The sequence below is a fragment of the Aureimonas populi genome (assembly GCF_017815515.1).
GTDB lineage: Bacteria > Pseudomonadota > Alphaproteobacteria > Rhizobiales > Rhizobiaceae > Aureimonas > Aureimonas populi.
Window position 1 is genome coordinate 3,786,153 of the sequence record NZ_CP072611.1, and the last position, 21,060, is coordinate 3,807,212.

General features: G+C 68.5%; 26 protein-coding genes. 9 read left to right on the plus strand and 17 right to left on the minus strand.

Annotated features, from left to right (window positions below; translation table 11 throughout):
* Positions 1-167: 167 nt before the first annotated feature.
* Complete coding sequence (locus J7654_RS18070) at positions 168-3,350, minus strand: efflux RND transporter permease subunit (RefSeq protein ID WP_209737210.1); 3,183 nt, start codon at positions 3,348-3,350, stop codon at positions 168-170.
* A 12-nt stretch (positions 3,351-3,362) separates the two neighbouring features.
* Complete coding sequence (locus tag J7654_RS18075) at positions 3,363-4,703, minus strand: efflux RND transporter periplasmic adaptor subunit (protein ID WP_209737211.1); 1,341 nt, start codon at positions 4,701-4,703, stop codon at positions 3,363-3,365.
* A 125-nt stretch (positions 4,704-4,828) separates the two neighbouring features.
* On the opposite strand from J7654_RS18075, the gene J7654_RS18080 reads away from it, so the two are divergent.
* Complete coding sequence (locus J7654_RS18080) at positions 4,829-5,476, plus strand: TetR family transcriptional regulator (protein ID WP_209737212.1); 648 nt, start codon at positions 4,829-4,831, stop codon at positions 5,474-5,476.
* Positions 5,477-5,482: 6 nt separating this feature from the next.
* On the opposite strand, the gene J7654_RS18085 is transcribed toward J7654_RS18080, so the two are convergent.
* The 6 genes from J7654_RS18085 to rph form a co-directional block, all read right to left on the minus strand.
* On the minus strand, positions 5,483-5,845 hold the full coding sequence (locus J7654_RS18085) for a YraN family protein (protein ID WP_209737213.1): 363 nt from the start codon (positions 5,843-5,845) through the stop codon (positions 5,483-5,485).
* A complete protein-coding gene (rsmI, locus tag J7654_RS18090) occupies positions 5,842-6,735 on the minus strand; it encodes a 16S rRNA (cytidine(1402)-2'-O)-methyltransferase (RefSeq protein WP_209737214.1) in 894 nt (297 codons plus the stop codon). The genes J7654_RS18085 and rsmI overlap by 4 nt, the downstream gene beginning before the upstream one ends.
* The gene (locus J7654_RS18095) at positions 6,732-7,055 is read right to left on the minus strand and encodes a YnfA family protein (protein ID WP_209737215.1); all 324 of its coding nucleotides are present in this window, start codon (positions 7,053-7,055) and stop codon (positions 6,732-6,734) included. The genes rsmI and J7654_RS18095 overlap by 4 nt, the downstream gene beginning before the upstream one ends.
* The gene (gene hemW, locus J7654_RS18100; protein WP_209737216.1) at positions 7,052-8,251 is read right to left on the minus strand and encodes a radical SAM family heme chaperone HemW; all 1,200 of its coding nucleotides are present in this window, start codon (positions 8,249-8,251) and stop codon (positions 7,052-7,054) included. Before hemW ends, J7654_RS18095 begins: the two co-directional genes overlap by 4 nt.
* Positions 8,248-8,883, minus strand: a complete 636-nt coding sequence (gene rdgB, locus J7654_RS18105; protein ID WP_209737217.1) for an RdgB/HAM1 family non-canonical purine NTP pyrophosphatase — start codon at positions 8,881-8,883, stop codon at positions 8,248-8,250. The genes hemW and rdgB overlap by 4 nt, the downstream gene beginning before the upstream one ends.
* Positions 8,884-8,998: 115 nt before the next feature.
* Positions 8,999-9,715 (minus strand): ribonuclease PH, encoded by a 717-nt coding sequence (rph, locus tag J7654_RS18110; protein WP_209737218.1) that lies wholly within the window; start codon positions 9,713-9,715, stop codon positions 8,999-9,001.
* A gap of 125 nt (positions 9,716-9,840) precedes the next feature.
* On the opposite strand from rph, the gene hrcA reads away from it, so the two are divergent.
* The 7 genes from hrcA (at position 9,841) to J7654_RS18145 (ending at position 14,876) form a co-directional block, all read left to right on the plus strand.
* Positions 9,841-10,965: a heat-inducible transcriptional repressor HrcA gene (gene hrcA / locus J7654_RS18115; protein WP_209737219.1), complete on the plus strand. Its 1,125-nt coding sequence runs from the start codon at positions 9,841-9,843 to the stop codon at positions 10,963-10,965.
* A 130-nt stretch (positions 10,966-11,095) separates the two neighbouring features.
* Entirely contained in the window at positions 11,096-11,752 is a 657-nt protein-coding gene (gene grpE / locus J7654_RS18120) for a nucleotide exchange factor GrpE (RefSeq protein WP_209737220.1), read from the plus strand.
* Between the two features lie 128 nt (positions 11,753-11,880).
* Positions 11,881-12,660 (plus strand): 3-hydroxybutyrate dehydrogenase, encoded by a 780-nt coding sequence (locus J7654_RS18125; RefSeq protein ID WP_209737221.1) that lies wholly within the window; start codon positions 11,881-11,883, stop codon positions 12,658-12,660.
* Between the two features lie 10 nt (positions 12,661-12,670).
* Entirely contained in the window at positions 12,671-12,811 is a 141-nt protein-coding gene (locus tag J7654_RS18130; protein ID WP_209737222.1) for a DUF3096 domain-containing protein, read from the plus strand.
* Between the two features lie 17 nt (positions 12,812-12,828).
* Positions 12,829-14,109: an NAD(P)/FAD-dependent oxidoreductase gene (locus J7654_RS18135; RefSeq protein WP_209737223.1), complete on the plus strand. Its 1,281-nt coding sequence runs from the start codon at positions 12,829-12,831 to the stop codon at positions 14,107-14,109.
* Positions 14,110-14,112: 3 nt separating this feature from the next.
* The gene (locus J7654_RS18140; RefSeq protein WP_209737224.1) at positions 14,113-14,460 is read left to right on the plus strand and encodes a DUF3088 domain-containing protein; all 348 of its coding nucleotides are present in this window, start codon (positions 14,113-14,115) and stop codon (positions 14,458-14,460) included.
* An 11-nt stretch (positions 14,461-14,471) separates the two neighbouring features.
* Positions 14,472-14,876 carry a GFA family protein gene (locus J7654_RS18145; protein WP_209737225.1) on the plus strand — a complete coding sequence of 135 codons (405 nt, stop codon included), beginning with the start codon at positions 14,472-14,474 and terminating at the stop codon, positions 14,874-14,876.
* A gap of 131 nt (positions 14,877-15,007) precedes the next feature.
* Here J7654_RS18145 and yacG read toward each other — a convergent pair whose 3' ends face one another.
* The 5 genes from yacG to J7654_RS18170 form a co-directional block, all read right to left on the minus strand.
* Positions 15,008-15,211 carry a DNA gyrase inhibitor YacG gene (gene yacG / locus J7654_RS18150; protein ID WP_209737226.1) on the minus strand — a complete coding sequence of 68 codons (204 nt, stop codon included), beginning with the start codon at positions 15,209-15,211 and terminating at the stop codon, positions 15,008-15,010.
* Complete coding sequence (locus tag J7654_RS18155) at positions 15,208-15,846, minus strand: Maf-like protein (protein WP_209737227.1); 639 nt, start codon at positions 15,844-15,846, stop codon at positions 15,208-15,210. The genes yacG and J7654_RS18155 overlap by 4 nt, the downstream gene beginning before the upstream one ends.
* Before the next feature lie 21 nt (positions 15,847-15,867).
* Entirely contained in the window at positions 15,868-16,086 is a 219-nt protein-coding gene (infA, locus tag J7654_RS18160; RefSeq protein WP_158876295.1) for a translation initiation factor IF-1, read from the minus strand.
* A 162-nt stretch (positions 16,087-16,248) separates the two neighbouring features.
* Complete coding sequence (gene murA / locus J7654_RS18165) at positions 16,249-17,538, minus strand: UDP-N-acetylglucosamine 1-carboxyvinyltransferase (protein WP_209737228.1); 1,290 nt, start codon at positions 17,536-17,538, stop codon at positions 16,249-16,251.
* Between the two features lie 77 nt (positions 17,539-17,615).
* A complete protein-coding gene (locus tag J7654_RS18170; RefSeq protein WP_209737229.1) occupies positions 17,616-17,777 on the minus strand; it encodes a hypothetical protein in 162 nt (53 codons plus the stop codon).
* A gap of 109 nt (positions 17,778-17,886) precedes the next feature.
* On the opposite strand from J7654_RS18170, the gene J7654_RS18175 reads away from it, so the two are divergent.
* Entirely contained in the window at positions 17,887-18,522 is a 636-nt protein-coding gene (locus tag J7654_RS18175) for a DUF1236 domain-containing protein (RefSeq protein ID WP_209737230.1), read from the plus strand.
* Positions 18,523-18,568: 46 nt separating this feature from the next.
* Here J7654_RS18175 and J7654_RS18180 read toward each other — a convergent pair whose 3' ends face one another.
* The 4 genes from J7654_RS18180 to aroQ are packed head-to-tail and all read right to left on the minus strand — an operon-like array spanning position 18,569 to position 21,057.
* Positions 18,569-18,850, minus strand: a complete 282-nt coding sequence (locus J7654_RS18180; protein ID WP_209737231.1) for an Rdx family protein — start codon at positions 18,848-18,850, stop codon at positions 18,569-18,571.
* A 52-nt stretch (positions 18,851-18,902) separates the two neighbouring features.
* A complete protein-coding gene (locus tag J7654_RS18185) occupies positions 18,903-19,625 on the minus strand; it encodes an ABC transporter permease (RefSeq protein WP_425340255.1) in 723 nt (240 codons plus the stop codon).
* Positions 19,626-19,660: 35 nt separating this feature from the next.
* Positions 19,661-20,590: an ABC transporter ATP-binding protein gene (locus tag J7654_RS18190; RefSeq protein ID WP_209737233.1), complete on the minus strand. Its 930-nt coding sequence runs from the start codon at positions 20,588-20,590 to the stop codon at positions 19,661-19,663.
* A 14-nt stretch (positions 20,591-20,604) separates the two neighbouring features.
* Positions 20,605-21,057: a type II 3-dehydroquinate dehydratase gene (aroQ, locus tag J7654_RS18195; RefSeq protein WP_209737234.1), complete on the minus strand. Its 453-nt coding sequence runs from the start codon at positions 21,055-21,057 to the stop codon at positions 20,605-20,607.
* Between the last annotated feature and the right edge of the window lie 3 nt (positions 21,058-21,060).

Here is a 21,060-nt window from a genome sequence, read left to right on the forward strand (position 1 = left end):
AGCCGGCTCCTGGCCGGCCGGGCCGCGCGGTGAACGCCGGCGGGCTCATAGACCCTCCGGCGCTCATCCGCAAAGCGAAATCCGTAGCACGCTCAAATGGGATGGCGCGGAGGCCGCGACAAGCAGGCAAGAAAAAAGGGGCCGCGAGGGCCCCTTTTCCTTGGTCTCTATTCCGCCGGCGCCGGATGTGCCTCCGGCTGCGGCGGCTGCGGGGAATGGCCGTGCGGGTTCTCCCTCGCGCGCTTCTCCAGCTTCGCCCCCATGCCTGTCCAATGCAGGACGAAGACGAAGAAGACGGGCACGAAGAAGATGGCCAGCACCGTGGCGGCGATCATGCCGCCGATCACCGTGATGCCGATGGCGTTCTGGCTGGCCGCCGAGGCGCCGGTAGCGATGGCCATGGGCAGGACGCCCATGGTGAAGGCCAGCGAGGTCATCAGGATCGGGCGGAAGCGCAGGCGCGCGGCCTCGAGCGTCGCCTCCATCAGGCCCATCCCCTCTATCATCAGGTCCTTGGCGACCTCCACGATGAGGATGGCGTTCTTGGACGAAAGCCCCACGATCGTGATGATGCCGACGATGAAGTAGACGTCGTTGGACAGGCCTCTCAGGAGCACGGCCGCCACACAGCCGATGATGCCGAGCGGCACGACGAGCATCACCGACAGCGGAATCGACCAGCTTTCATACAGCGCCGCAAGGCACAGGAAGACGAACAGGATCGACAGGGCGATCAGGAACGGCGCCTGGCTGCCCGACTGGATTTCCTGGAGCGACTGCCCCGTCCACTCGAACGCGAAACCCGCTGGCAGTTCGCCCGCCAGACGCTCCATCTCCGCGATCGCCGCGCCGGAGGAGTAGCCGGGTGCCGCATCGCCCGAGAGGCGGACCGACGGATAGCCGTTATAGCCCACGATCTGCGCCGAGCCGAGCGTCCAGTCAGCCGTGGCGAAGGCCGAGATCGGCACCATGCCCCCTTGCGCGTTCCGCACGTTCAGGTTCAGCACGCCGTCGATGCTCATGCGCGTGCGCTCCTCCGCCTGCACCGTCACGCGCTGCATGCGCCCGGCATTGGGGAAGTCGTTCACATAGGACGAGCCGAGGCTGGCCGAGATGGTCTGGTTGATGTCGGCGAAGGTCACGCCGAAGGCATTGGCCTTCTCGCGGTCGATCTCCAGCATCAATTGCGGCCCCGAGGGCAGGCCCTCGAAGTTCACCTGCCCCAGGATCGGGCTCTGCTGCACGCCGGCCAGGAGCTGGTCGCGCGCCGCCAGGAGCGCGGCAGTGCCGTTATTGGCCCTGTCCTGCAGGCGGAAGGCGAAGCCGCCGGTGTTGCCCAGGCCCTGGATGGGTGGGGGCGACAAGGCGAAGGCGATGGCGTCGCGGAACTGGAGCAGGCGCATGGTGATCGTGCCGGCCAGCGCGTCCGCGCTCTCGGCCGGGCCGCGCTCGTCCCAGTCGTCCAGCGTAATGAAGGCCAGTCCCGAGTTCTGCCCCTGCCCGGAGAAGGAGAAGCCCTGGATCGTCACCATGTTGGCGACGCCCGGCTGGGAGAGGATGAACTCTTCCGCCTCTGACGTCACCTCGCGCAGCCGGTTGGCCGTCGAGCCCGCCGGCCCCTGGAAGTTGGCGATGAGGAAGCCCTGATCCTCCTGCGGCAGGAAAGCCGAGGGGATCTGCACGTAGAACCAGCCAAGGCCCGCCAGCAGCGCCAGATAGACGACCATGAACCGGCCGGTCCGGGCGATGACGTAGCCCACGCCGGAGGTGTAGCCGCGCGTCGTCTTGTCGAAGCCGCGGTTGAACCAGCCGAAGGGCCCGCGCTTGGCGTGGCCGTGGCCCGCCTTGATCGGCTTCAGGAAGGTCGCGCACAGCGCCGGGGTGAGCGACAGGGCGAGGAAGCCCGAGAACAGGATGGAGGTCGCCATCGTCAGCGAGAACTGCTGGTAGATGATGCCCACCGAGCCCGGGAAGAAGGCAAGCGGAATGAACACCGAGGTCAGCACCAGCACGATGCCGATGAGGGCGCCGGTGATCTGGTCCATCGCCTTGCGGGTCGCCTCCTTGGGGGGCAGCCCTTCCGTGGCCATGATACGCTCGACATTCTCGACCACCACGATGGCGTCGTCGACGAGGATGCCGATCGCCAACACCATGGCGAACATCGTCAGGACGTTGACCGAGAAGCCGGCGATCAACATGACCGCGAGCGTGCCCGACAGCGCGATCGGCACCACGAGGGTGGGGATGATCGTGTAGCGGAAGTTCTGCAGGAACACGAACATCACGATGAAGACGAGCACGACCGCCTCGATCAGCGTCATGATCACCGTCTGGATCGAGGCCGAGACGAAGGGCGTCGTGTCGTAAGGGATGGCGTAGCTCACCCCCTGAGGGAACAGCGGCGCGAGGCGCTCCATGACCTCCCGCACGCCCGCCGACGTGTCCAGCGCGTTGCCGGTGGGCGAGAGCTGCACGCCGATGGCCGCCGAGGGCTGGCCGTTCAGGAAGGTGTTGAAGTTGTAGCTTTCCGCGTCCACCTCCACGCGCGCCACGTCCGACAGGCGCACCAGGGCCCCATCGGCGTTGGAGCGCAGGACGATCGCGCCGAACTCCTCGGGCGTGCGCAACTGGCCCTGCACGAGGATCGTGGCGGTGGTCTGCTGGCTCACGGGGTTGGGCTGGGCGCCGATGGAACCGGCCGCGACCTGGGCGTTCTGCTGCGTGATGGCCGCCGTGATGTCGTCGACGGAAAGATTGAGGCCGACGAGCTTGTCAGGGTCGATCCACACGCGCATGGCGCGCTCGGAGGCGAAGAGCTGCGCCCGGCCCACGCCTTCGACGCGCCGCACCTCGTTCAGGACGTTGCGCGTGATGTAATCGCCGAGCGCGACCGCGTCGTACTCGCTGTTCTCCTCGGCGACGAGGGAGATCACCATCAGGAAGCTCGATCCGGCCTCCTCCACCAGCACGCCCTGCTGCATAACCTGTTGCGGCAGCGAGGATTCCACGCGGCGCAGCCGGTTCTGCGTATCCACCACGGCCTGCGAGACGTCGGTGCCCGATTCGAAGGTGACGGTGATGGAGACCGCGCCCGTCGCTTCCGAGGTGGACTCGAAATAGAGCAGGCCCTCGATGCCGTTCAGCTCCTCCTCGATCGGCTGAGTGACCTGGAGGTAGAGGTCCTCGGGCGAGGCGCCGGGGAAGGCGGTCGAGATCGTGATCTGAGGCGGCGCGACGTTCGGATATTGCGACACCGGCAGGCTGGGCAGTGCCAGGACGCCGGCGAGCGTGATGAAGATGGCGATGACCCATGCGAAGATGGGCCGATCGATGAAGAAACGAGGCATCGGAGGCGGCCTTTACTGTGCGGCTTCGGCGCGGGGCGTGGGCGAAGGCACAGCGTCCCCTTGCGTGTTCTCGGCCTCGCTCTCGCCCTCGGCCGGCGGCGTCTCGGCTTCGGCCGCCGGCTCTTCCGGCTGCGCTTCCTCGGCGGGCGCGGCCGCGGGGGCTTGCTCTCCGCCCTCGGCCGGGGCGCTGGCGGACTCGCCCACGCCGCCTTCCCACGGAACCGGCGTCACTGTGGCGCCCGGACCGGTCTTCTGGAAGCCGTCCGCGACGACGCGCTCACCCACCGAAAGGCCCTGCGAGATCACACTGCGATTGCCGACCTCGCGTGCCACCATGACGGGCCGCGCCTCCACGACGTTCTCGGCGTTCACGATATAGAGCAACGCGCGCCCGGCCGTGTCGCGCTGAAGCGACTGGTTGGGCACGGCGATGGCGTTCTGGTCCACGCCCTGCTCCACCGCCACGCGCACATACATGCCCGGAAGCAGGGTGCCGTCGGGATTGGGGAATTCGGCGCGCAGCGTCACCTGGCCGCTGGTGGGCTCCACCGTGGCCTCGGAGAACAGGAGCCGGCCCGTATGCGGGTGCTCGCTGCCGTCGTCGAGCATCAGCTTCACCTGCGCCACGTCCGGCTCGATCTCGGTCAGCGCGCCCGTGCGCAGCGCCTCGCGAAGGCGCAGCAGTTCGGCGACCGGCTGCTGGATATCGGCGTAGACGGGGTCGAGCTGCTGGATGGTGGCCAACGCCTCGGTGCCCGTCGCGCTCACCAGCGCGCCCTCAGTCACCAGTGCGCGGCCGATACGCCCGGAGATGGGCGCGCGCACGGTGGCGTAGTCGAGATTGATCTGGGCAGTGCGAAGGTTGGCCTGGGCGGAGGCCAGATCGGCCTGCGCCTGCGCCTGCGCGGCCTCGGCCGTTTCCAGGTTCGCCGTGCCCAGCGTGTTGCGCTGCACAAGAGTGCGGGTGCGCTCGGCCTCCTGCGTCGCCTGCCGCAAGACGGCCTCGGCGCGCGCCACGCTGGCCTCGGCAGCCTGCACCTGCACCTCGAAGGTCACCGGATCGATCCGGAAGAGCGGATCACCCTCCTCCACATCGATTCCCTGCTCGAAGATACGCTCCAGCACGATGCCGCCCACGCGGGGCCGAACCTCTGCGATGCGCGTGGGCGAGATGCGACCCGGAAGCTCCGAAACGACGGGGATCGACTCGAGGCTCACCTCCACGATGCCCACCGGCGAGGGCGGAGGCGCGGCCTGCTGGGCTTGCGCCGCAGGCTCCTGCTCCTGGCAACCGGCGAGAAACGCGAGCGATAGGGCGGCGGCGAAAAGGCGAGCCGGACGGAACGCTGACATGAAAGGCACCCGAAAGAGGACGAGACGTATCAGGCGGCCCCGCAATGCGGACCCGGCTCCACGACTACGTATTGCCGCGCAACATACATACATGTATAAATCTTTGCAACGAGGGAGCCGCGAAATTGCGTCGCACGAAGTCAGCAGCACTGGAGACGCGGGAGGCGCTTCTCGACGCCGCGGAGGCGGTGTTCCACGAAAAGGGCGTGTCGGCCGCGACGCTCAACGACATCGCCCGCGCGGCCTGCCTCACGCGCGGGGCCATCTACTGGCATTTCGCCGACAAGGCCGCCCTGTTCGAGGCGATGCAGGAGCGCGGCCGCCTGCCGCAGGAATACATGGCCGCCTTCATGAAGGCGGCCGGCTCGAACGACCCTTTCCAGCGGATTCTCGACATCTCGCTGGACGCCCTGCGCTATCTGGCCTCCAACGAGCGCTCGCAGCGCATCTGCTCCATCATGCTCCTGCGTTGCGAGTATGTGGGGGAGATGGGCGAGGTGCTTGCCCGGATGCGTTCCGCCGACAGCGACGTTCACAATGTCGTGCGCGCCATATTTCTGGACGCGTCGGAGCGCGGGCTGCTGTCCTCGCGCTGGACCCCGGATTCGGCGGCGCTCGCCCATGTCGCCTGCATGGCGGGGCTGATCAACCAGTGGCTTCGCAGCGAGAAGGAGTTCGACATCCTGAGCGTCGGCGAACCGATGCTGAGCGCGCTGTTCGCCAGCTTCGCCGAGCCATCTTGCTGCCCCGAAGGCGCGGGCACGCAATCCTGAGCGGCCTCAGCCGCGCCATGCGTCCGGCACATGCGCCGGCCAGCGCCGCGGCGTGACGGCCACGATATCGAAGCGCAGCGAAATGCGCGCATGGTCGCGCTGGCGTGCCAGCCAGAGGTCGGCGGCGGCCGCGATGCGCCGTTGCGCGGCGGGGCCCACCGCCTCCATCGCCTCGGCCAGGGTCGGGCGCGCCTTCACCTCCACCACCGCCACGACATCGCCGCGCCGGGCGATCAGGTCGATCTCGCCGAGCCTGGTGCGATAACGCACAGCAAGGATGCGGTAGCCCTTCAGGCGCAGCGCCCAGGCCGCCAGCCATTCGGCCCGGTGGCCCTTGGCGTGGAAGGCGCGGCGGCGCTCGGCTCTCACCCCGCGCCCTTCAGGCTGAGCGCCAGCGCATAGAGCTCTCGCTTCGAAAGGCCGGTCAGGCGCGCGGCCTCGGCGGCGGCCTGCGCCGGCTTCATCTCGGCCAGAAGCCCCTTGAGGATGGACGGCGCGTCGGCCTCTCCGCCCCCTTCCCCGGCCGGAGGCGGACCGACACACACGACGATCTCTCCGCGCACCCGCTCCATGGCCCCGAAGGAGGCGGCCAGCTCCGGCAGGGGGCCCCGATAGATCGTCTCGTGCATCTTGGTCAGCTCGCGGCAGACGGCGGCCGGCCGGGCGCCGAGGACGAGCGCCATCTCCGAAAGGCTCGCGGCCACGCGGTTGGGCGATTCGAAGAAGATGAGCGTCCCTGGCACGCGCGCCAGCTCCTCCAGCCGCTTGCGCCGGCCGGTCTCCTTGGAGGGCAGGAATCCTGCGAAGAAGAAGGCGTCGCACGGCAGGCCGCTGGCCAGGAGCGCGGCCAGCGGCGCCGAGGCGCCCGGCACCGGCACCACCGGAATGCCGGCCGCGATGGCGCGCTCCGCCAGCCGGAAGCCGGGATCGGAAACGAGCGGCGTGCCGGCATCCGAGACGAGCGCGACGGAGCGGCCGGCTTGAAGCGCCGCCATCAGCGCCTCGCCCGCCTGCGCCTCGTTATGCTCGTGATAGGAGAGCGGCCGGGCGTCGATGGAAAAGCGCTGGAGCAGCTTGGCCGTCACGCGCGTGTCCTCGCAGGCGAGCTGGTCGGCCCCGGCCAGGATCTCCAGCGCCCGCACGGTGATGTCGGAAAGATTGCCGATGGGCGTGGCGACAAGATAGAGGCCGGGCTCGGGCGCCACGGCCGTGAAGTCTGCGCCGCGCAGCGTGAAACGCCGAGTCCGCTCCTCGCTCATGCCGCCCTCGGCGCCCAGAGGATGACGGCCGCCCCGGTGAGGCAGATCGCCATGCCGATGAGGTCGAACCGGTCGGGCCGCGCCCCTTCCGCGACCCAGAGCCACAGGATGGAGGCGAGGATGTAGATGCCGCCATAGGCGGCGTAGGCACGACCGGCGTGGGAGGCTTCCACCTGCGCCAGAAGCACCGCGAAGGCGATGAGGCAAGCCATGCCCGGCACGAGCCAGAGGGCAGACTTGCCGAGCCGCAGCCAGGCCCAGAAGGCGAAGCAGCCGGCGATCTCGGCCAGCGCCGCGCCCGCATAGACCAGCAGCGTCATGCCAGGTCCGCGACCACGGCGTCGAGCACCAGCATGCCGGCGGGCGTCGCGCGCAGCCTGTCGGGCCCCAGGCGCTCGATCATGCCGTGGCTACGCAGGTCCGCCTCCACCACCGGGTCCACGTCGCGGCCCGTCAGTCGGCGCCAGCGCTTCAGGTCCAGCCCCTCCACGAGGCGAAGGCCCATGAGAAGCAGCTCGTCCGCCTGCTCGGCCGCGCCCAGCGGCTCGTCCTCGGCGATGCCGGCGTCCCAGTCCTCGACCATCTTCAGCCAGGTCTCGGGATGGCGCTCGTTGGAGAGCGCGTGGCGCTTGCCGTCCGGGCCGTTGAGGCGCCCGTGCGCGCCGGGGCCGATGCCGGCATAAAGGCCGTAGCGCCAATAGGTAAGGTTATGGCGCGATTCGGCGCCCGGCACGGCGTGGTTGGAGATCTCGTAGGCCGGCAGGCCCCTCGCGGCGGTGATCTGCTGCGTGGCCTCGTAGAGTTCGGCCGAAAGCTCGCCGTCCGGCACGATGAGCTTGCCGGCCTTGTGGAGCGCGTGGAAGGCCGTGCCCTCCTCGATGGTGAGTTGGTAGAGCGAGAGATGGTCGGCAGCCAGGTCTATGGCCTGCCCCAGTTCCGCCTCCCATCCCGCCACGCTCTGGTTCGGCCGGGCGTAGATGAGGTCGAAGGACAGGCGCGGGAAAATCTCGCGCGCCAGCCGGATGGCGCCGAGCGCCTGCGACACGTCGTGCAGGCGGCCCAGCCGGCGCAGGTCCGTGTCGTTCAGAGCCTGCACGCCGAGAGAAACGCGGTTCACGCCGGCGGCCCGGTAGCCCCGGAAGCGCGTCGCCTCCACGGAGGAGGGGTTGGCCTCCAGCGTGATCTCGGCGCCCTCCTCCACCGTCCAGTTCCCGGCCACGGCCTCCAGTATGGCGCCCACGGTGGCGGGCTCCATCAAGGAAGGCGTGCCTCCGCCGAGGAAGATCGAGGTGACGCGCTCGCCCGCAGAGCGCCGCGCCATCTCGGCGATCTCGCGCCGGAAGGCGGCGACATAGCGTTCCTGGTCCACCGGCTGGTGGCGCACATGGCTGTTGAAGTCGCAATAAGGGCATTTGGCCGCGCAGAACGGCCAGTGGACATAGACGCCGAAGCCCGGATCGCCGGCTGGCGGCGTGAAGGGGCGGATGGCGGTGAGCCGGCCGGAATGGGCGTTCATGACACCCCGAGCGCTTCCCGCGCGAAGATCTGGAAAGCCCGCGCGCGATGCGAGAGCGCCTCCGCCTGGCCGGGCTGCCAGCCGTGCTTCTCGTGGCTTTCCATCTCGCCGAAGGTGAGGCTGCGGCCGGCCGGGAGGAACATCGGATCGTAGCCGAAGCCGAGCGTGCCGCGCGGCGGCCAGACCAGCTCCCCCTCCACCTCGCCGCGGAACTCCCGCGTGCTGCCCTCGGGCGTGGCGAGGCACAGGACGGCCACGAAACGGGCGGTGCGCTTGTCGGAGCCCGTCCCCTGCAGCTTCTCCTCCACCGAGCGCATGGCCATGGTGAAATCCTTCTGCGGGCCGGCCCAGCGGGCCGAGTAGATGCCCGGCTCGCCCCCCAGCGCATCGACGGCCAGCCCCGAATCGTCCGAAAGCGCGAGGAGGCCCGTCGCGCGCGCCGCCGCCAGCGCCTTCAGCCGCGCATTCTCCTCGAAGCTCGTGCCGGTCTCCTCCGGCTCCGGCAGGCCCTTGTCGGCCGCCGAAACCACGTCGAAGCCCAGCGGCGCCAGAAGCTCGCGGAATTCGGCGATCTTGCCGGCATTGTGGCTGGCGATCAGGATGGGGCCGTCCTTGGGGTCGAGAAGGGTCATGGGCTCTTCAAATCCGGTATCGCTGCCCGCCGCCATTGTGGCGGGCCAAGTTGGCGCAGGGCTTGAGAGCGCCCGGCGGAAGCTCCGGGCCGGCCCCGCAAGGCTTTGCCCACCCTCAGGCGAGGGCCGCGCGCTGTTTCTCCACGAGGGTCGCGATTCCCGCCTTGGCGAGGGAGAGAAGCGCCTGCAACTCCTCCTCGGAGAAGGGGTCGGCCTCGGCGGTGCCCTGGATCTCGACGATGCCGCCCTTGCCGGTCATGACGAAATTGGCGTCCGTGCCGGCCGAGGAATCCTCCAGATAGTCGAGGTCCAGCACCGGCACGCCGTTGTGAATGCCGCAGGAGATGGCCGCGACATGGTCCTTCAGCACCTTGTCGCGCTTCACCATGGAGCGCTGCTCCATCCAGGAAAGGCACTCGGCCAGCGCCACGAAGGCGCCGGTGATGGAGGCCGTTCGCGTGCCGCCATCGGCCTGGATCACGTCGCAGTCGATGGAGATCTGGCGCTCGCCCAGCGCCTGGAGGTCGACCACGGCGCGCAGCGAACGGCCGATCAGGCGCTGGATCTCCTGCGTGCGGCCGGACTGCTTGCCGGAGGCGGCCTCGCGGCGCATCCGCTCGTGCGTGGCGCGCGGCAGCATTCCGTATTCGGCCGTCACCCAGCCCTTGCCGGAATTCTTCAGCCACCCCGGCACGCGCTCCTCCAGGCTCGCCGTGCACAGGACATGCGTGTCGCCGAACCTGACGAGGCAGGAGCCTTCCGCATGGCGCGAGAATCCGCGTTCGAGGGAAACGTCCCGCAGTTGGTCCGCCGCGCGCTTGGAAGGCCGCATGTGATGCTCGTTTTCTGACGATGATCGTGGCCGGTCCTTAACCATGGCGAGCGCGCGGTGCAAAACATTTCCCCGCGCGCCCCTCACCGCTTGGCGTGGCCCCTTCGCGTTCCTATAGTTCCGGCATGGCAACGACACCGGCTTTTCCAGGGGGCGGCCGGGGGCGCATCCCCCTCGACCTGCCCGGCCCGCTCGACGAGCGCTCGCGCGAAATCTTTCGGCTGATCGTGGACACCTATCTGGAGGTGGGCGAGCCCGTGGGCTCGCGCAACCTCTCGCGGCTGCTTTCCACCGCGCTTTCCCCGGCCTCCATCCGCAACGTGATGAGCGATCTGGAGCAGCTCGGCCTCATCTACGCGCCACATGTCTCCGCCGGCCGCCTGCCGACGGAGCTCGGCCTGCGCTTCTTCGTCGACGCCTTTCTGGAAACAGGAGACATGGGCCGCGGCGAGCGAGAGGAGATCGAGGAGAAGGCGCGCGTCCTGGGCGACCAGCGCGGCGTGGAGACGCTCCTCACCGAGGCGAGCCAGCTTCTCTCGGGCCTCTCGCGCGGGGCGGGCCTCGTGGTGACGGGCAAGGCCGATGTCCGGCTGAAGCATATCGAATTCGTGCGGCTGGAGCCCACCCGCGCCCTCGCCGTCCTGGTGGGCGAGAACGGGGAGGTGGAGAATCGCGTGGTGGACCTGCCGGCCGGCACCACCGCCTCCCAGCTCGTGGAAGCCGGCAACTTCCTGAATGCCCACGTGGTCGGGCGCACTCTCGGCGAGGCCCGCGCCTCCATCGCCACGCTCAAGCAGGAGACGGCCGATGCGCTGGACGCCCTGTCGCGCCAGCTCGTGGAGGCCGGGCTCGCGGTGTGGTCGGGCGCATCGGCCGGGCAGCCCTCGCGCCTCATCGTGCGCGGGCGCGCCAATCTCCTGGAGAGCATCACCGCGAGCGAGGATCTGGAGCGCCTGCGCCACCTCTTCGACGACCTCGAAACGCAAAGCTCGATCATCGATCTTCTCGACCTGGCCGAATCCGGCAAGGGCGTGCGCATCTTCATCGGCTCGGAGAACAAGCTCTTCTCCCTCTCGGGCTCCTCGCTGATCGTCGCGCCCTATGCGGACGGGCAGCAGCGCATCGTCGGCGCGGTGGGGGTGATCGGGCCCACGCGCCTCAACTACCGGCGCATCGTGCCGATGGTGGACTACACCGCGCGGCTCGTCTCCCGCCTCCTCGGCGAGGCGGGCGTGCCCACCCGGCCTTGATTTTCACCCGAACGCATTCGATATCGGCCACGACGAGTTTTTCTTCAGTCCGGCGACGCGGGGCGCGGGGCCGACAGGGCCCGCCAGACGCCTCAAGCGCGGCGGAGCAGCATCGGAGCTTGCCGACGAGATGACCATCAGCGACACCGAACACCGCGAGCCCCAGGATCTGGCGCCCGAGGCCCCCGTCGGCGAGGCGCCGGCCGCCGAGGATGCCCCCGCATGGGGCGGTGAGGAGGCGGCCGAGGCCGACCGCGCCCGCATCGAGGCGCTGGAGGCCGAGAACGCGGAGGTGAAGGACCGCATGTTGCGGCTGGCCGCGGAGATGGAGAACCTGCGCCGGCGCACCGAGCGCGAGATCAAGGATGCCCGCCAGTTCGCGGTCGCAAATTTCGCCCGCGACATGCTGTCGGTAGCCGACAATCTCGACCGTGCCCTGGCCGCCGTGCCGGCCGAGGCGCGCGAGGGCGGCGATGCGGGCCTTGCGGCTCTCGTCGAGGGCGTGGAGATGGTGGGCCGCTCCATGCTCTCTTCGCTGGAGCGCCACGGCGTGAAGAAGCTGGAGCCGCAGGGCCAGCGCTTCGACCCCAATTTCCACCAGGCCATGTTCGAGGTGCCCGACCCGCACACGCCCAACAACACCGTCGTCCAGGTGGTGCAGGACGGCTACTCCATCGGCGAGCGGGTGCTGCGCCCGGCCATGGTGGGCGTTTCCAAGGGCGGGCCCAAGGCCAACACCCTCGACACCAGGCCCGGGGTGCCGGACGAGAGCACCAAGGACGCCTGAACGGCGGCTTTCCAGACCCGAGCGACGCGGCGGCCATCGGCCGCCGTTTTCGCGTTTGCCGGGCGCCCGCGCCGCCTTATCTGCCTGCCGGCGGGCTTGTCCGCGCCTGCCGCCGGGGAGGATCGCGCATGCGTCTGGAGGGAAACGTTGCGCTGGTCACGGGCGCCGGCTCGGGAATCGGCAGGGCCATTGCGGAGGCCTATGCCAGGGAGGGTGCGAGGCTGGCGATCTGCGACCTCGACGAGGCCGCCGCTCGCACGACCGCCTCCGCGATCGAAGAGGCGGGCGGCGAGGCCGTCGCCATCGCCATGGACGTGACGGACGAGGCGGCGGTGAACGCGGGCGTCGACGAGACGGCGAACCGCTTCGGCCGTATCGACACGATGGTCTCCAATGCCGGAATCCAGATCGTCCACCCGATCGAGGACTTCCCCTACGACGAGTTCCGCAAGGTGGTGGATATCCATCTGGGCGGCGCGTTCCTGCTCACCCGCGCCTGCGTGCGGCACATGTATCCCCGGCGCTCCGGGTCGCTCATCTACATGGGTTCGGTGCACAGCCACGAGCCGTCCCCGCTGAAGAGCGCCTATGTGGCGGCCAAGCACGGCATGCTGGGCCTGTGCCGCGTCATGGCGCGCGAGGGCGGCAGGCACGGCGTGCGCTCCAACATCATCTGCCCCGGCTTCGTGAAGACGCCCCTGGTCGAGAGGCAGATCCCGGAACAGGCGCGCGACCTCGGCATTTCGCAGGAGGAGGTGGTCGAGAAGGTGATGCTGGGCCGAACGGTCGACGGGGAGTTCACGACGCTGGAGGATGTCGCCGACATCGCCGTGTTCCTGGCGAGCTTCCGCTCCAGCGCGCTGACGGGCCAATCCATCATTCCCAGCCACGGCTGGTACATGGGCTAAGGAAGCAGATATGGAAATCATCGCCGTTCAACCGATCGTCGCGCTCATCGCGGGCGTTCTCATCCTCGTCATCCCCCGGCTGCTCAACATCATCGTGGCGCTCTACCTGATCTTCATCGGCCTGACGGGCCTCTTCCCCGATATCCTCTAGCCCAGCGGAGAGGCCCTTTGCCCAAGCAGCGCATCGTCATTCTGGGAGGAGGGTCCGGCGGGCTGGAGCTGGCCTCGCAGCTCGGCCGGGCGGATGGGATCGAGACGATCCTCGTCGACAAGAGCCCCAGCCACACCTGGAAGCCGCGCCTGCACGAGATGGCCGCCGGCACGGTCGCGACATCGCTGGCGGAAATCTCCTACTACCTCCTGGCCGCCCTGCGCGGCTTCCGCTTCGAGCAGGGCGAGGTGACGGGCATCGAGCGCGCCGCCCGGCGGGTCCGGCTGGCGGCGGTGACCAGCGCCGACGGCCGGGTTCTCGCCGAAGCCCGCGAGATCGCCTATGATCGCTGCGTGGTGGCGCTGGGCGGGGCGACGCCCGATTTCGGCACCCCCGGCGTTGCCGAACACGCCATTCGCCTCGACGGCAAGGACGACGCGGACGCCTTCCGCGACCGCTTCATCGGCCACATGATCGAGGCGCGCGCCACCGGCACGCCGACAAGCGTGGTGATCGTGGGAACGGGCGCCACCGGCACCGAGCTGGCCGCCCATCTGCGTTATTCGGAGCGCGGCTTCGTGGAGACCGGGGCGGGGAACGAGGCCAAGCTCCTCGACATCACGCTGGTGGAGGCCGCGCCCGTCCTCATGCCGGGCATCGACGAGACCTTGCGCGAGAGCATCGTCAAGCGCCTCCATTCGCTGGACGTGAAGATCGTCACGGACGCCGAGGTCTCCGAGGTGACGAACGCCGAGCTGCGCACCAGGAAGGGCGAGACATGGCCCGCGGACCTGACCGTCTGGGCGGCCGGCCTTGCCGGCAACCCGGTGCTGAAGGCGCTCGGCGATTTCGAGATCGACGGCAAGGGCCGGATCGTGGTGGACCGGCACCTGCGCGCCACGGTGGACGAGGCGGTCCATGTGCTGGGCGATTCGGCAAGCTTCACGCCCGAGGGGGCCGAGCGCCCCCTTCCCCCGACGGCGCAGGCCGCCAGCCAGCAGGCCGCCTATCTGGCTAGGTCGCTGCCGCGAAGGCTGAGGGGCGAGACGCCGGAGCCCTTCTCCCATGACGACAAGGGCCGGCTGATCTCGCTGGGCCGCGCCGGCACGGTGGGCCAGGTCATCTTCGGCCGCCGGCAGGACTTCATGATCGCCGGGCAGTTCGCCGCCGCCGCCTATCACGGGCTGGAGCGCCAGCATCAATGGCGCGTGCTGGGGAGATTGCGCGGCTCGGTGGCGATCCTCGCCGACATGGTCTCGCCGGCCAAGGGGCCGGCGTTCAAATTGCACGGGGGCTGAACGGTGGAACGCGACACGCTCTTCCTCGTGAAACCGGGATTTTCCGATCCCGCCTATCCCGGACAAAGCTTCTTTTGCTGGCACTGCGCGCTGATCGAAGGCCTGCTGGCGGGCTTTCCAGAGTTTGCCGCCCGGCTCGATGTGCGCCGCGTGGCCTGGCCGCGTCCGCGCGGCGAGGTGATCGAGATGGCGGGTGAAGCCAACCAGTGGCTTCCCCTTCTCATCCTTGCGGAGGGAGAAGCATCCCCCCACGAAACGGGCCGCCACGAAGGAAGGGCGCTGATCGCGGACAAGGATGCGATCCTCTCCGCACTGGCGGAGCGTCACGGCTTTCCCCTGCCCCATCCATGAGGCGCTGAACGATGGATATCGACGGAAGCTGCCATTGCGGGGCGGTGCGCTACCGCGCCCGGATCGATCCGGGCAAGGTGACGATCTGCCATTGCACGGACTGCCAGAAGCTCACCGGCTCGCCCTATCGCGTCTCCACCATCGCCGCGCGCTCGGACATCGAGCTGATGGGCGAGGAACCCCGGACCTACGTGAAGCACGGGGACAATGGCAGGCCCCGCCACCAGCTCTTCTGCGGCCGCTGCGGCTCTCCCCTCTTCACCCACGGCGAGGGAGAGGAAGCACAGGAATGGGGCATCCGGTGGGGAAGCATCTCGCAGCGGGCCGAGTTGGCGCCAAGAGACCGGATATGGTGCCGCTCGGCACCGCCGTGGAGCGGCACCATCGATACGCTGCCGGGCCGGCCGGAAGATTGAAATGACGGCCGACTCGTCGGCGCTCAAGGCGTGTTGGCGGCCTTCTTATCCTCGCAAAGGAGGACGAGGCCGCCGTGCATCGACAAGCCCCGCACGTCTCACGAGACGTGCGGACGAAAATCGTATGGTGCCTATCGCTCGTCCGTCTCCGGGTCGGGAATCTCGTCCTCGGTGCCGGGAATGACATAGGCGCCGGAGAGCCAGCGGTTGAGGTCCACCGCCTTGCAGCGGGGCGAGCAGAAGGGATAGTGCGCCCGCTCGGACGGACGGCCGCATTCGGGGCAGTTGCGCTTGGGCCGCAGCGGCGTCACCTTGGCGCCGAGGGCGGGCTTCACGCCGGCTCCTCGACATCCCCCCGCGCCCTGGCGGGGTCGAACCCCTCGCCCGTCAGCAGCGACAGGGCCTCGTAGAGCGGCAGGCCGACGACATTGGTGTAGGAGCCCACGAGCCGCACCACGAAGCCGCCCGCCAGCCCCTGGATGGCGTAGCTGCCGGCTTTGCCGCGCCATTCGCCCGAGGCCATGTAGCCGTCGATATCCTGGCGCGAGAGGCGCTTGAAGCGAACGCGCGTCTCCACCAGCCGCTGGCGCACCCGCCCTTCGGGCGTAACGAGGCAGACGCCGGTATAGACACGATGCGTGCGCCCGGAGAGCGTGCGCAGATTGGCCACGGCGTCCTCGATCAGCTCGGCCTTGGGCATGATGCGCCGGCCGACCGAGACGACCGTGTCGGCCGCCAGGACATAGGCTCCCTCGGCCTCGCCGATGCGGCGCAGCGTGAGCGCGGCGGCCTCGGCCTTCTCCTTGCACAGCCGCTTGGCGAGCGAGCGCGGATGCTCGGCCCGCTCGGGCGTCTCGTCGATATCGGCCGGCAACAGGCGCGCGGGCTCGATGCCCACCTGCTGCAACAGCGCCAGGCGGCGCGGCGAGCCGGAGGCCAGAACGAGATGCTTGCCGCCTGCAGGGGCCATGGTCGAGGCTCCTCGCGCCGCCTATTTGAAGCGGTAGGTGATGCGGCCCTTGGACAGGTCGTAGGGCGTCATCTCGACCAGCACCTTGTCGCCCGTCAGCACGCGGATGCGGTTCTTGCGCATCCGGCCTGCCGTGTGGGCGATGATCTCGTGGTCGTTCTCGAGCTTGATGCGGAAGGTCGCGTTGGGCAGGAGCTCCGTGACCGTGCCGGGAAACTCGAGAACTTCTTCTTTCGCCATGCGTGTTCGAACCCTGGTTGTGCGCGAGCGGGCCGAAAGGCCCTTCCTGTCTCGCTGGAAATGATACCGAATGCAAAAATGCGGCGGCCGCGCTGGCTTCGGGCGGCCTCAACGCTGCCTAGATCGGATTTTGGCGGGCAAAAAGCAAGCGCGTCCCGCCTGTCAGCCCGAAATGCGCTCCACTTCCGCCCCGCAGGCGCCGAGCTTCTCCTCCAGCCGCTCGAAGCCGCGGTCGAGATGGTAGACGCGCGAGACCGTGGTTTCGCCCTCCGCCGCCAGCCCCGCGATGACCAGCGAGACGGAGGCGCGCAGGTCCGTCGCCATCACCGGAGCCCCTGCCAGCCGCGGCACGCCCTCGATGCGAGCCACCTGCCCCGCCAGCGAAATCCTCGCCCCGAGGCGCGCCAGCTCCTGCACATGCATGAACCGGTTCTCGAAGATCGTCTCGGTGATGTGCGAGACGCCGTCCGCCTTCGTCATCAGGGCCATGAACTGCGCCTGGAGGTCGGTCGGGAAGCCGGGGAACGGGTCGGTCGCCACATCGACCGCGCCGATCCCCCCTCCCTCGCGCCGCACGCGGATGCCGTTCGGCACGTCCTCGATGGTCGCGCCGGCGTGGCGCAGGCTCTCCAGCGCCGTGGCCAGGAGGTCGGAGCGCGTGCCCGCCAGCGTCACGTCCCCGCCGGCCATGGCGACGGCGATGGCATAGGTGCCCGTCTCGATCCGGTCCGGCAGCACGCGGTGGCGCGCGCCCGACAGCGCGCTGACACCCTGGATGGTGATGGTGGAGGTGCCGGCGCCCGAAATCCGGGCGCCCATCGCGTTCAGGCAATCGGCCAGATCGACGATCTCCGGCTCGCGCGCCGCGTTCTCGATCACCGTTTCGCCCCGGGCCAGCGAGGCCGCCATCAGCATGACATGCGTCGCGCCGACCGACACCTTGGGGAAGACGTAGCGGTTGCCGACGAGGCCGCCCCTGGCCTCGGCCACGACATAGCCGTTCTCGATGTCGATCGTGGCGCCCAGCGCCCGCAGGCCCTCGATGAACAGGTCCACCGGCCGCGTGCCGATGGCGCAGCCGCCGGGCAGCGAGACGCGCGCCTTGTGGCAGCGCGCCAGCAGCGGGCCGATGACCCAGAAGCTCGCCCGCATCTTGGAAACCAGCTCGTAGGGCGCGGTGGTATCGACGATGGTGCGGGCGGTGAAATGGATCGTGCGCCCGCTCGCCGGATCGTAGGCGAGGCGCTTGCCCGAGACCGTGTAGTCCACGCCATGGTTGCCAAGGATGCGGATGAGCTGTTCCACATCGGCCAGATGCGGCACGTTCTCCAGCGTCAGCGTGTCGTCCGTCAGCAGCGAGGCGATCATCAGCGGCAGGGCCGCGTTCTTGGCGCCGGAGATCGGGATCGTCCCGTTGAGGGCGTTGCCGCCGCGAATGCGAATGCGATCCATGAAGGGTCCGGACACGGGAGGGAGGAAGAAACGAAGGCTCCTCCTACACGAGGACAGCCCCCGGTTCAAACAAGGCCCTATCCCTGGGGATGGATCATCGCCGCGACCGCGAAGAGCCCGAGCGCCAGAAGGGCGATCTTCCAGAAATCGGCGCGTTTCCTCAGGCCCGGCAGGCCGAGCGGGCGGATGAGCTGGACCAGCATGGCGAGGACGAGGAGAACGGAGAAGACCTTGGTCATTCTGCGCTTTTAGGCCATGACGAACGCGCCCGCCATCTAAGATGACGGAACGGAACGGGCCGTTCACGCATTTGAGAGTTCGAAGGGTTCAATCCTCAGGAACAATAAAATGCGTAAGCTTATACTGACCACCGCCCTCGTCGCCTTCGCCGGCACCGCCGGGGCGCAGACCACCGTGAGGACCGTCGAGGAGCCCAACTCCGCCACGCAGGCCACGGGCATTCTGACGGGCACCGGCACGGGCGCCGTCGCCGGTGCGCTCGTCGGGGGGCCGCTCGGCGCCGTCGTCGGCGGGTTCATCGGCACGGCCGTGGGTGCCAGCGCCTCGGTTGCGCCCGAAGTGCGCGAATATGTCGTCGCCAACCCGGTCGAGCCTGTCGTCGTGGAAGGCGAGATCACCGAAGGCATGGTTGTGCCGGAGAGCGTCGAGCTCGTCGCCATCCCCGGCAATGACGAGTTCGCCTATATCTACGCCGACGGAAACCGCCCGGTCGTCGTCAACACCTCCAACCGGCAGGTCGTCTATTCGCCCGCCGGCGTGCGCCCGGATGTCGTGACCTATGTGGAAGCCAACCCGGTGGACGAGGTGACGCTGGATGGCGAGCTGGAAGTCGGCGCTTCGGTGCCGTCCTCCGTCACGCTCCAGCCGCTGCCGGACCAGAGCGGCTACTCCTACTTCTACGCCAATGGCCGCCCCTATATCGTGGCGGACGACAGCCGTCAGGTCATCTACTACCGTCCCTGAACGGCACTCTTGAGAAAGGCCCCCAACCGGGGGCCTTTTTTTCGTTTCAGCGGTCGGAATGGCCGAGGGAGCGGGCGGGGTCGATCCGGTCGCGCACCCGCTGCTTCAGCACCTTGGCCTCGGGAAACCCCTCGTCGACCGTGCGGTCCCACACCACCTCGCCATCACAGCGGATCTGGAAGATGCCGCCCGTTCCGGGCTTCAGGGCAACCTCGCCGAGATCGTTCGAGAAGGTTGAAAGAAGCTCCTGCGCCAGCCAGGCCGAGCGCAGCAGCCAGTGGCACTGGGTGCAATAGAGAATTTCGACTCGCGGACGGGTATCGGTCATGGAAAGGGCTACTCCTGAGCATTCCCGGCAAGCCGGGGCGGGGGCGGAACGTCTAGACTTTGAGGCGGTAGCCGCTGCGGAAGATCCAGACGATCGCGCCGAGGCAGCCGAGGAGGAAGACCATCGTCATGGCCAGGCTCACCCCCACCCCGACATCGGCCGTCCCGTAGAAGCTCCAGCGAAAGCCGCTGATGAGGTAGACGACCGGGTTGGCGAGCGAAACGTCCTGCCAGAACTCCGGCAGCATGCGGATGGAGTAGAAGCTGCCCCCCAGGAACGCCAGCGGCGTGACAATGAGCAGCGGCACCAGTTGCAGCTTCTCGAAGCCGTCCGCCCATATCCCGATGATGAAGCCGAAGAGGCTGAAGGTCAGGGCGGTGAGGATCAGGAAGCCCAGCATCCAGAGGGGATGCTCGATTCGGATCGGCACGAAGAGCGTCGCCGTGGCGAGGATGATCAGCCCCAGCACGACGGACTTCGTGGCGGCCGCGCCGACATAGCCCGCCACGATCTCGAAGGGCGAGATCGGCGCGGAGAGGATTTCGTAGATCGTGCCGGTGAATTTGGGGAAGTAGATGCCGAAGGAGGCGTTCGCCAGGCTCTGCGTCAGCAGCGAGAGCATGATCAGCCCCGGCACGATGAAGGCGCCGTAGGGCACGCCGTCCACCTCCGTGATGCGCGAGCCGATCGCCGCGCCGAAAACCACGAAGTAGAGCGAGGTGGAGATGACCGGCGAGACGATGCTCTGCAGGAGCGTGCGGAAGGTGCGCGCCATCTCGAAATGGTAGATCGCCCAGATGCCGCGCCAGTTCACGAGGCGCTCTCCCGCGTCAGCTCCACGAAGATGTCCTCCAGCGTGCTCTGGCGCGTGCTGATGTCGCGAAGGCGGATACCCTCCGCTTCCAGGTCGCGCAGGAGCGCGGTGATGCCGGTGCGCTCGCCGCCGGTCTCGTAGGTGTAGTGAAGGCTCATCCCGCCCTCGGCAAGGCGCAGCCCCTCGGCGGCAAGGCGTGCGGGCAGGGCCTCGAGCGGGGCCTGCAACTCCACGATCAGCTCCTTGCGGCCGAGCCGGGCCATGAGCCTCTCCTTCTCCTCCACCAGGATCAGCTCGCCCCGGGAGATCACGCCGATCCTGTCGGCCATCTCCTCGGCCTCCTCGATGTAATGGGTGGTGAGGATGATGGTGACGCCCGTCTCGCGCAGGGCGCGCACCACGCGCCACATGTCCCGCCGCAGCGCCACGTCGACGCCGGCCGTCGGCTCGTCGAGAAAGAGAATCTGCGGCTCGTGCGCCAGCGCCTTGGCGATCAGCGCACGGCGCTTCATGCCGCCCGAGAGCGTGACGATCTTGGAGTCCTTCTTGTCCCAGAGCGACAGGTCCCGCAGCACGCGCTCCACATGCGCGTCGTCGCGCCTCTTGCCGAAGAGCCCGCGCGAGAAGGAGACCGTCGCCCACACCGTTTCGAAGGCATCCGTCGTCAATTCCTGCGGCACGAGGCCGATCATCGAGCGCGCGGCGCGGTAATCCTTCTCGATGTCGTGGCCGGCCACGCGCACGTGGCCCTGGTCGAGCTTCACCAGCCCGCAGACGATGCCGATCAGCGTTGTCTTGCCGGCGCCGTTGGGGCCCAGAAGCGCGAAGATCTCGCCTTCGGAGATGGTGAGATCGACGCCGTTGAGCGCCCGAAAGCCGTTGCCATAGGTCTTGGCGAGGCCGGAAATGTCGAGGATGGGGGGCATTGCGGGAAACGCTTTCAGCGCGCGGGGGCCTCGCCGATCAACCTTGCGAGGCGCTGGATGGCAAAGACATAGCCCTGCGTGCCGAAGCCGGCAATGACGCCCGCGGCCACGCCCGAGACGTAGGAGTGGTGGCGGAAAGGCTCGCGCCTGTGCACGTTGGAGATATGCACCTCGATGATCGGAAAGTCGCAGGCGCTCAGCGCGTCGAGGATCGCGACAGAGGTGTGGGTGAAGGCCGCCGGGTTGATGACGATGCCGGCGGCCACCGTCCTCGCCTCGTGAATCCAGTCGATGATCTCGTATTCGCGATTGCTCTGGCGAAACTCGATGGACAGGCCCTCCGCCTCGCCCACCTCGCGGCACTGAGCCTCCACATCCGCCAGCGTCTCCTGGCCGTAGATATGCGGCTGGCGCTGGCCGAGGAGATTGAGGTTCGGCCCGTTCAGGACATGGACGATGCGGCTCAAAAT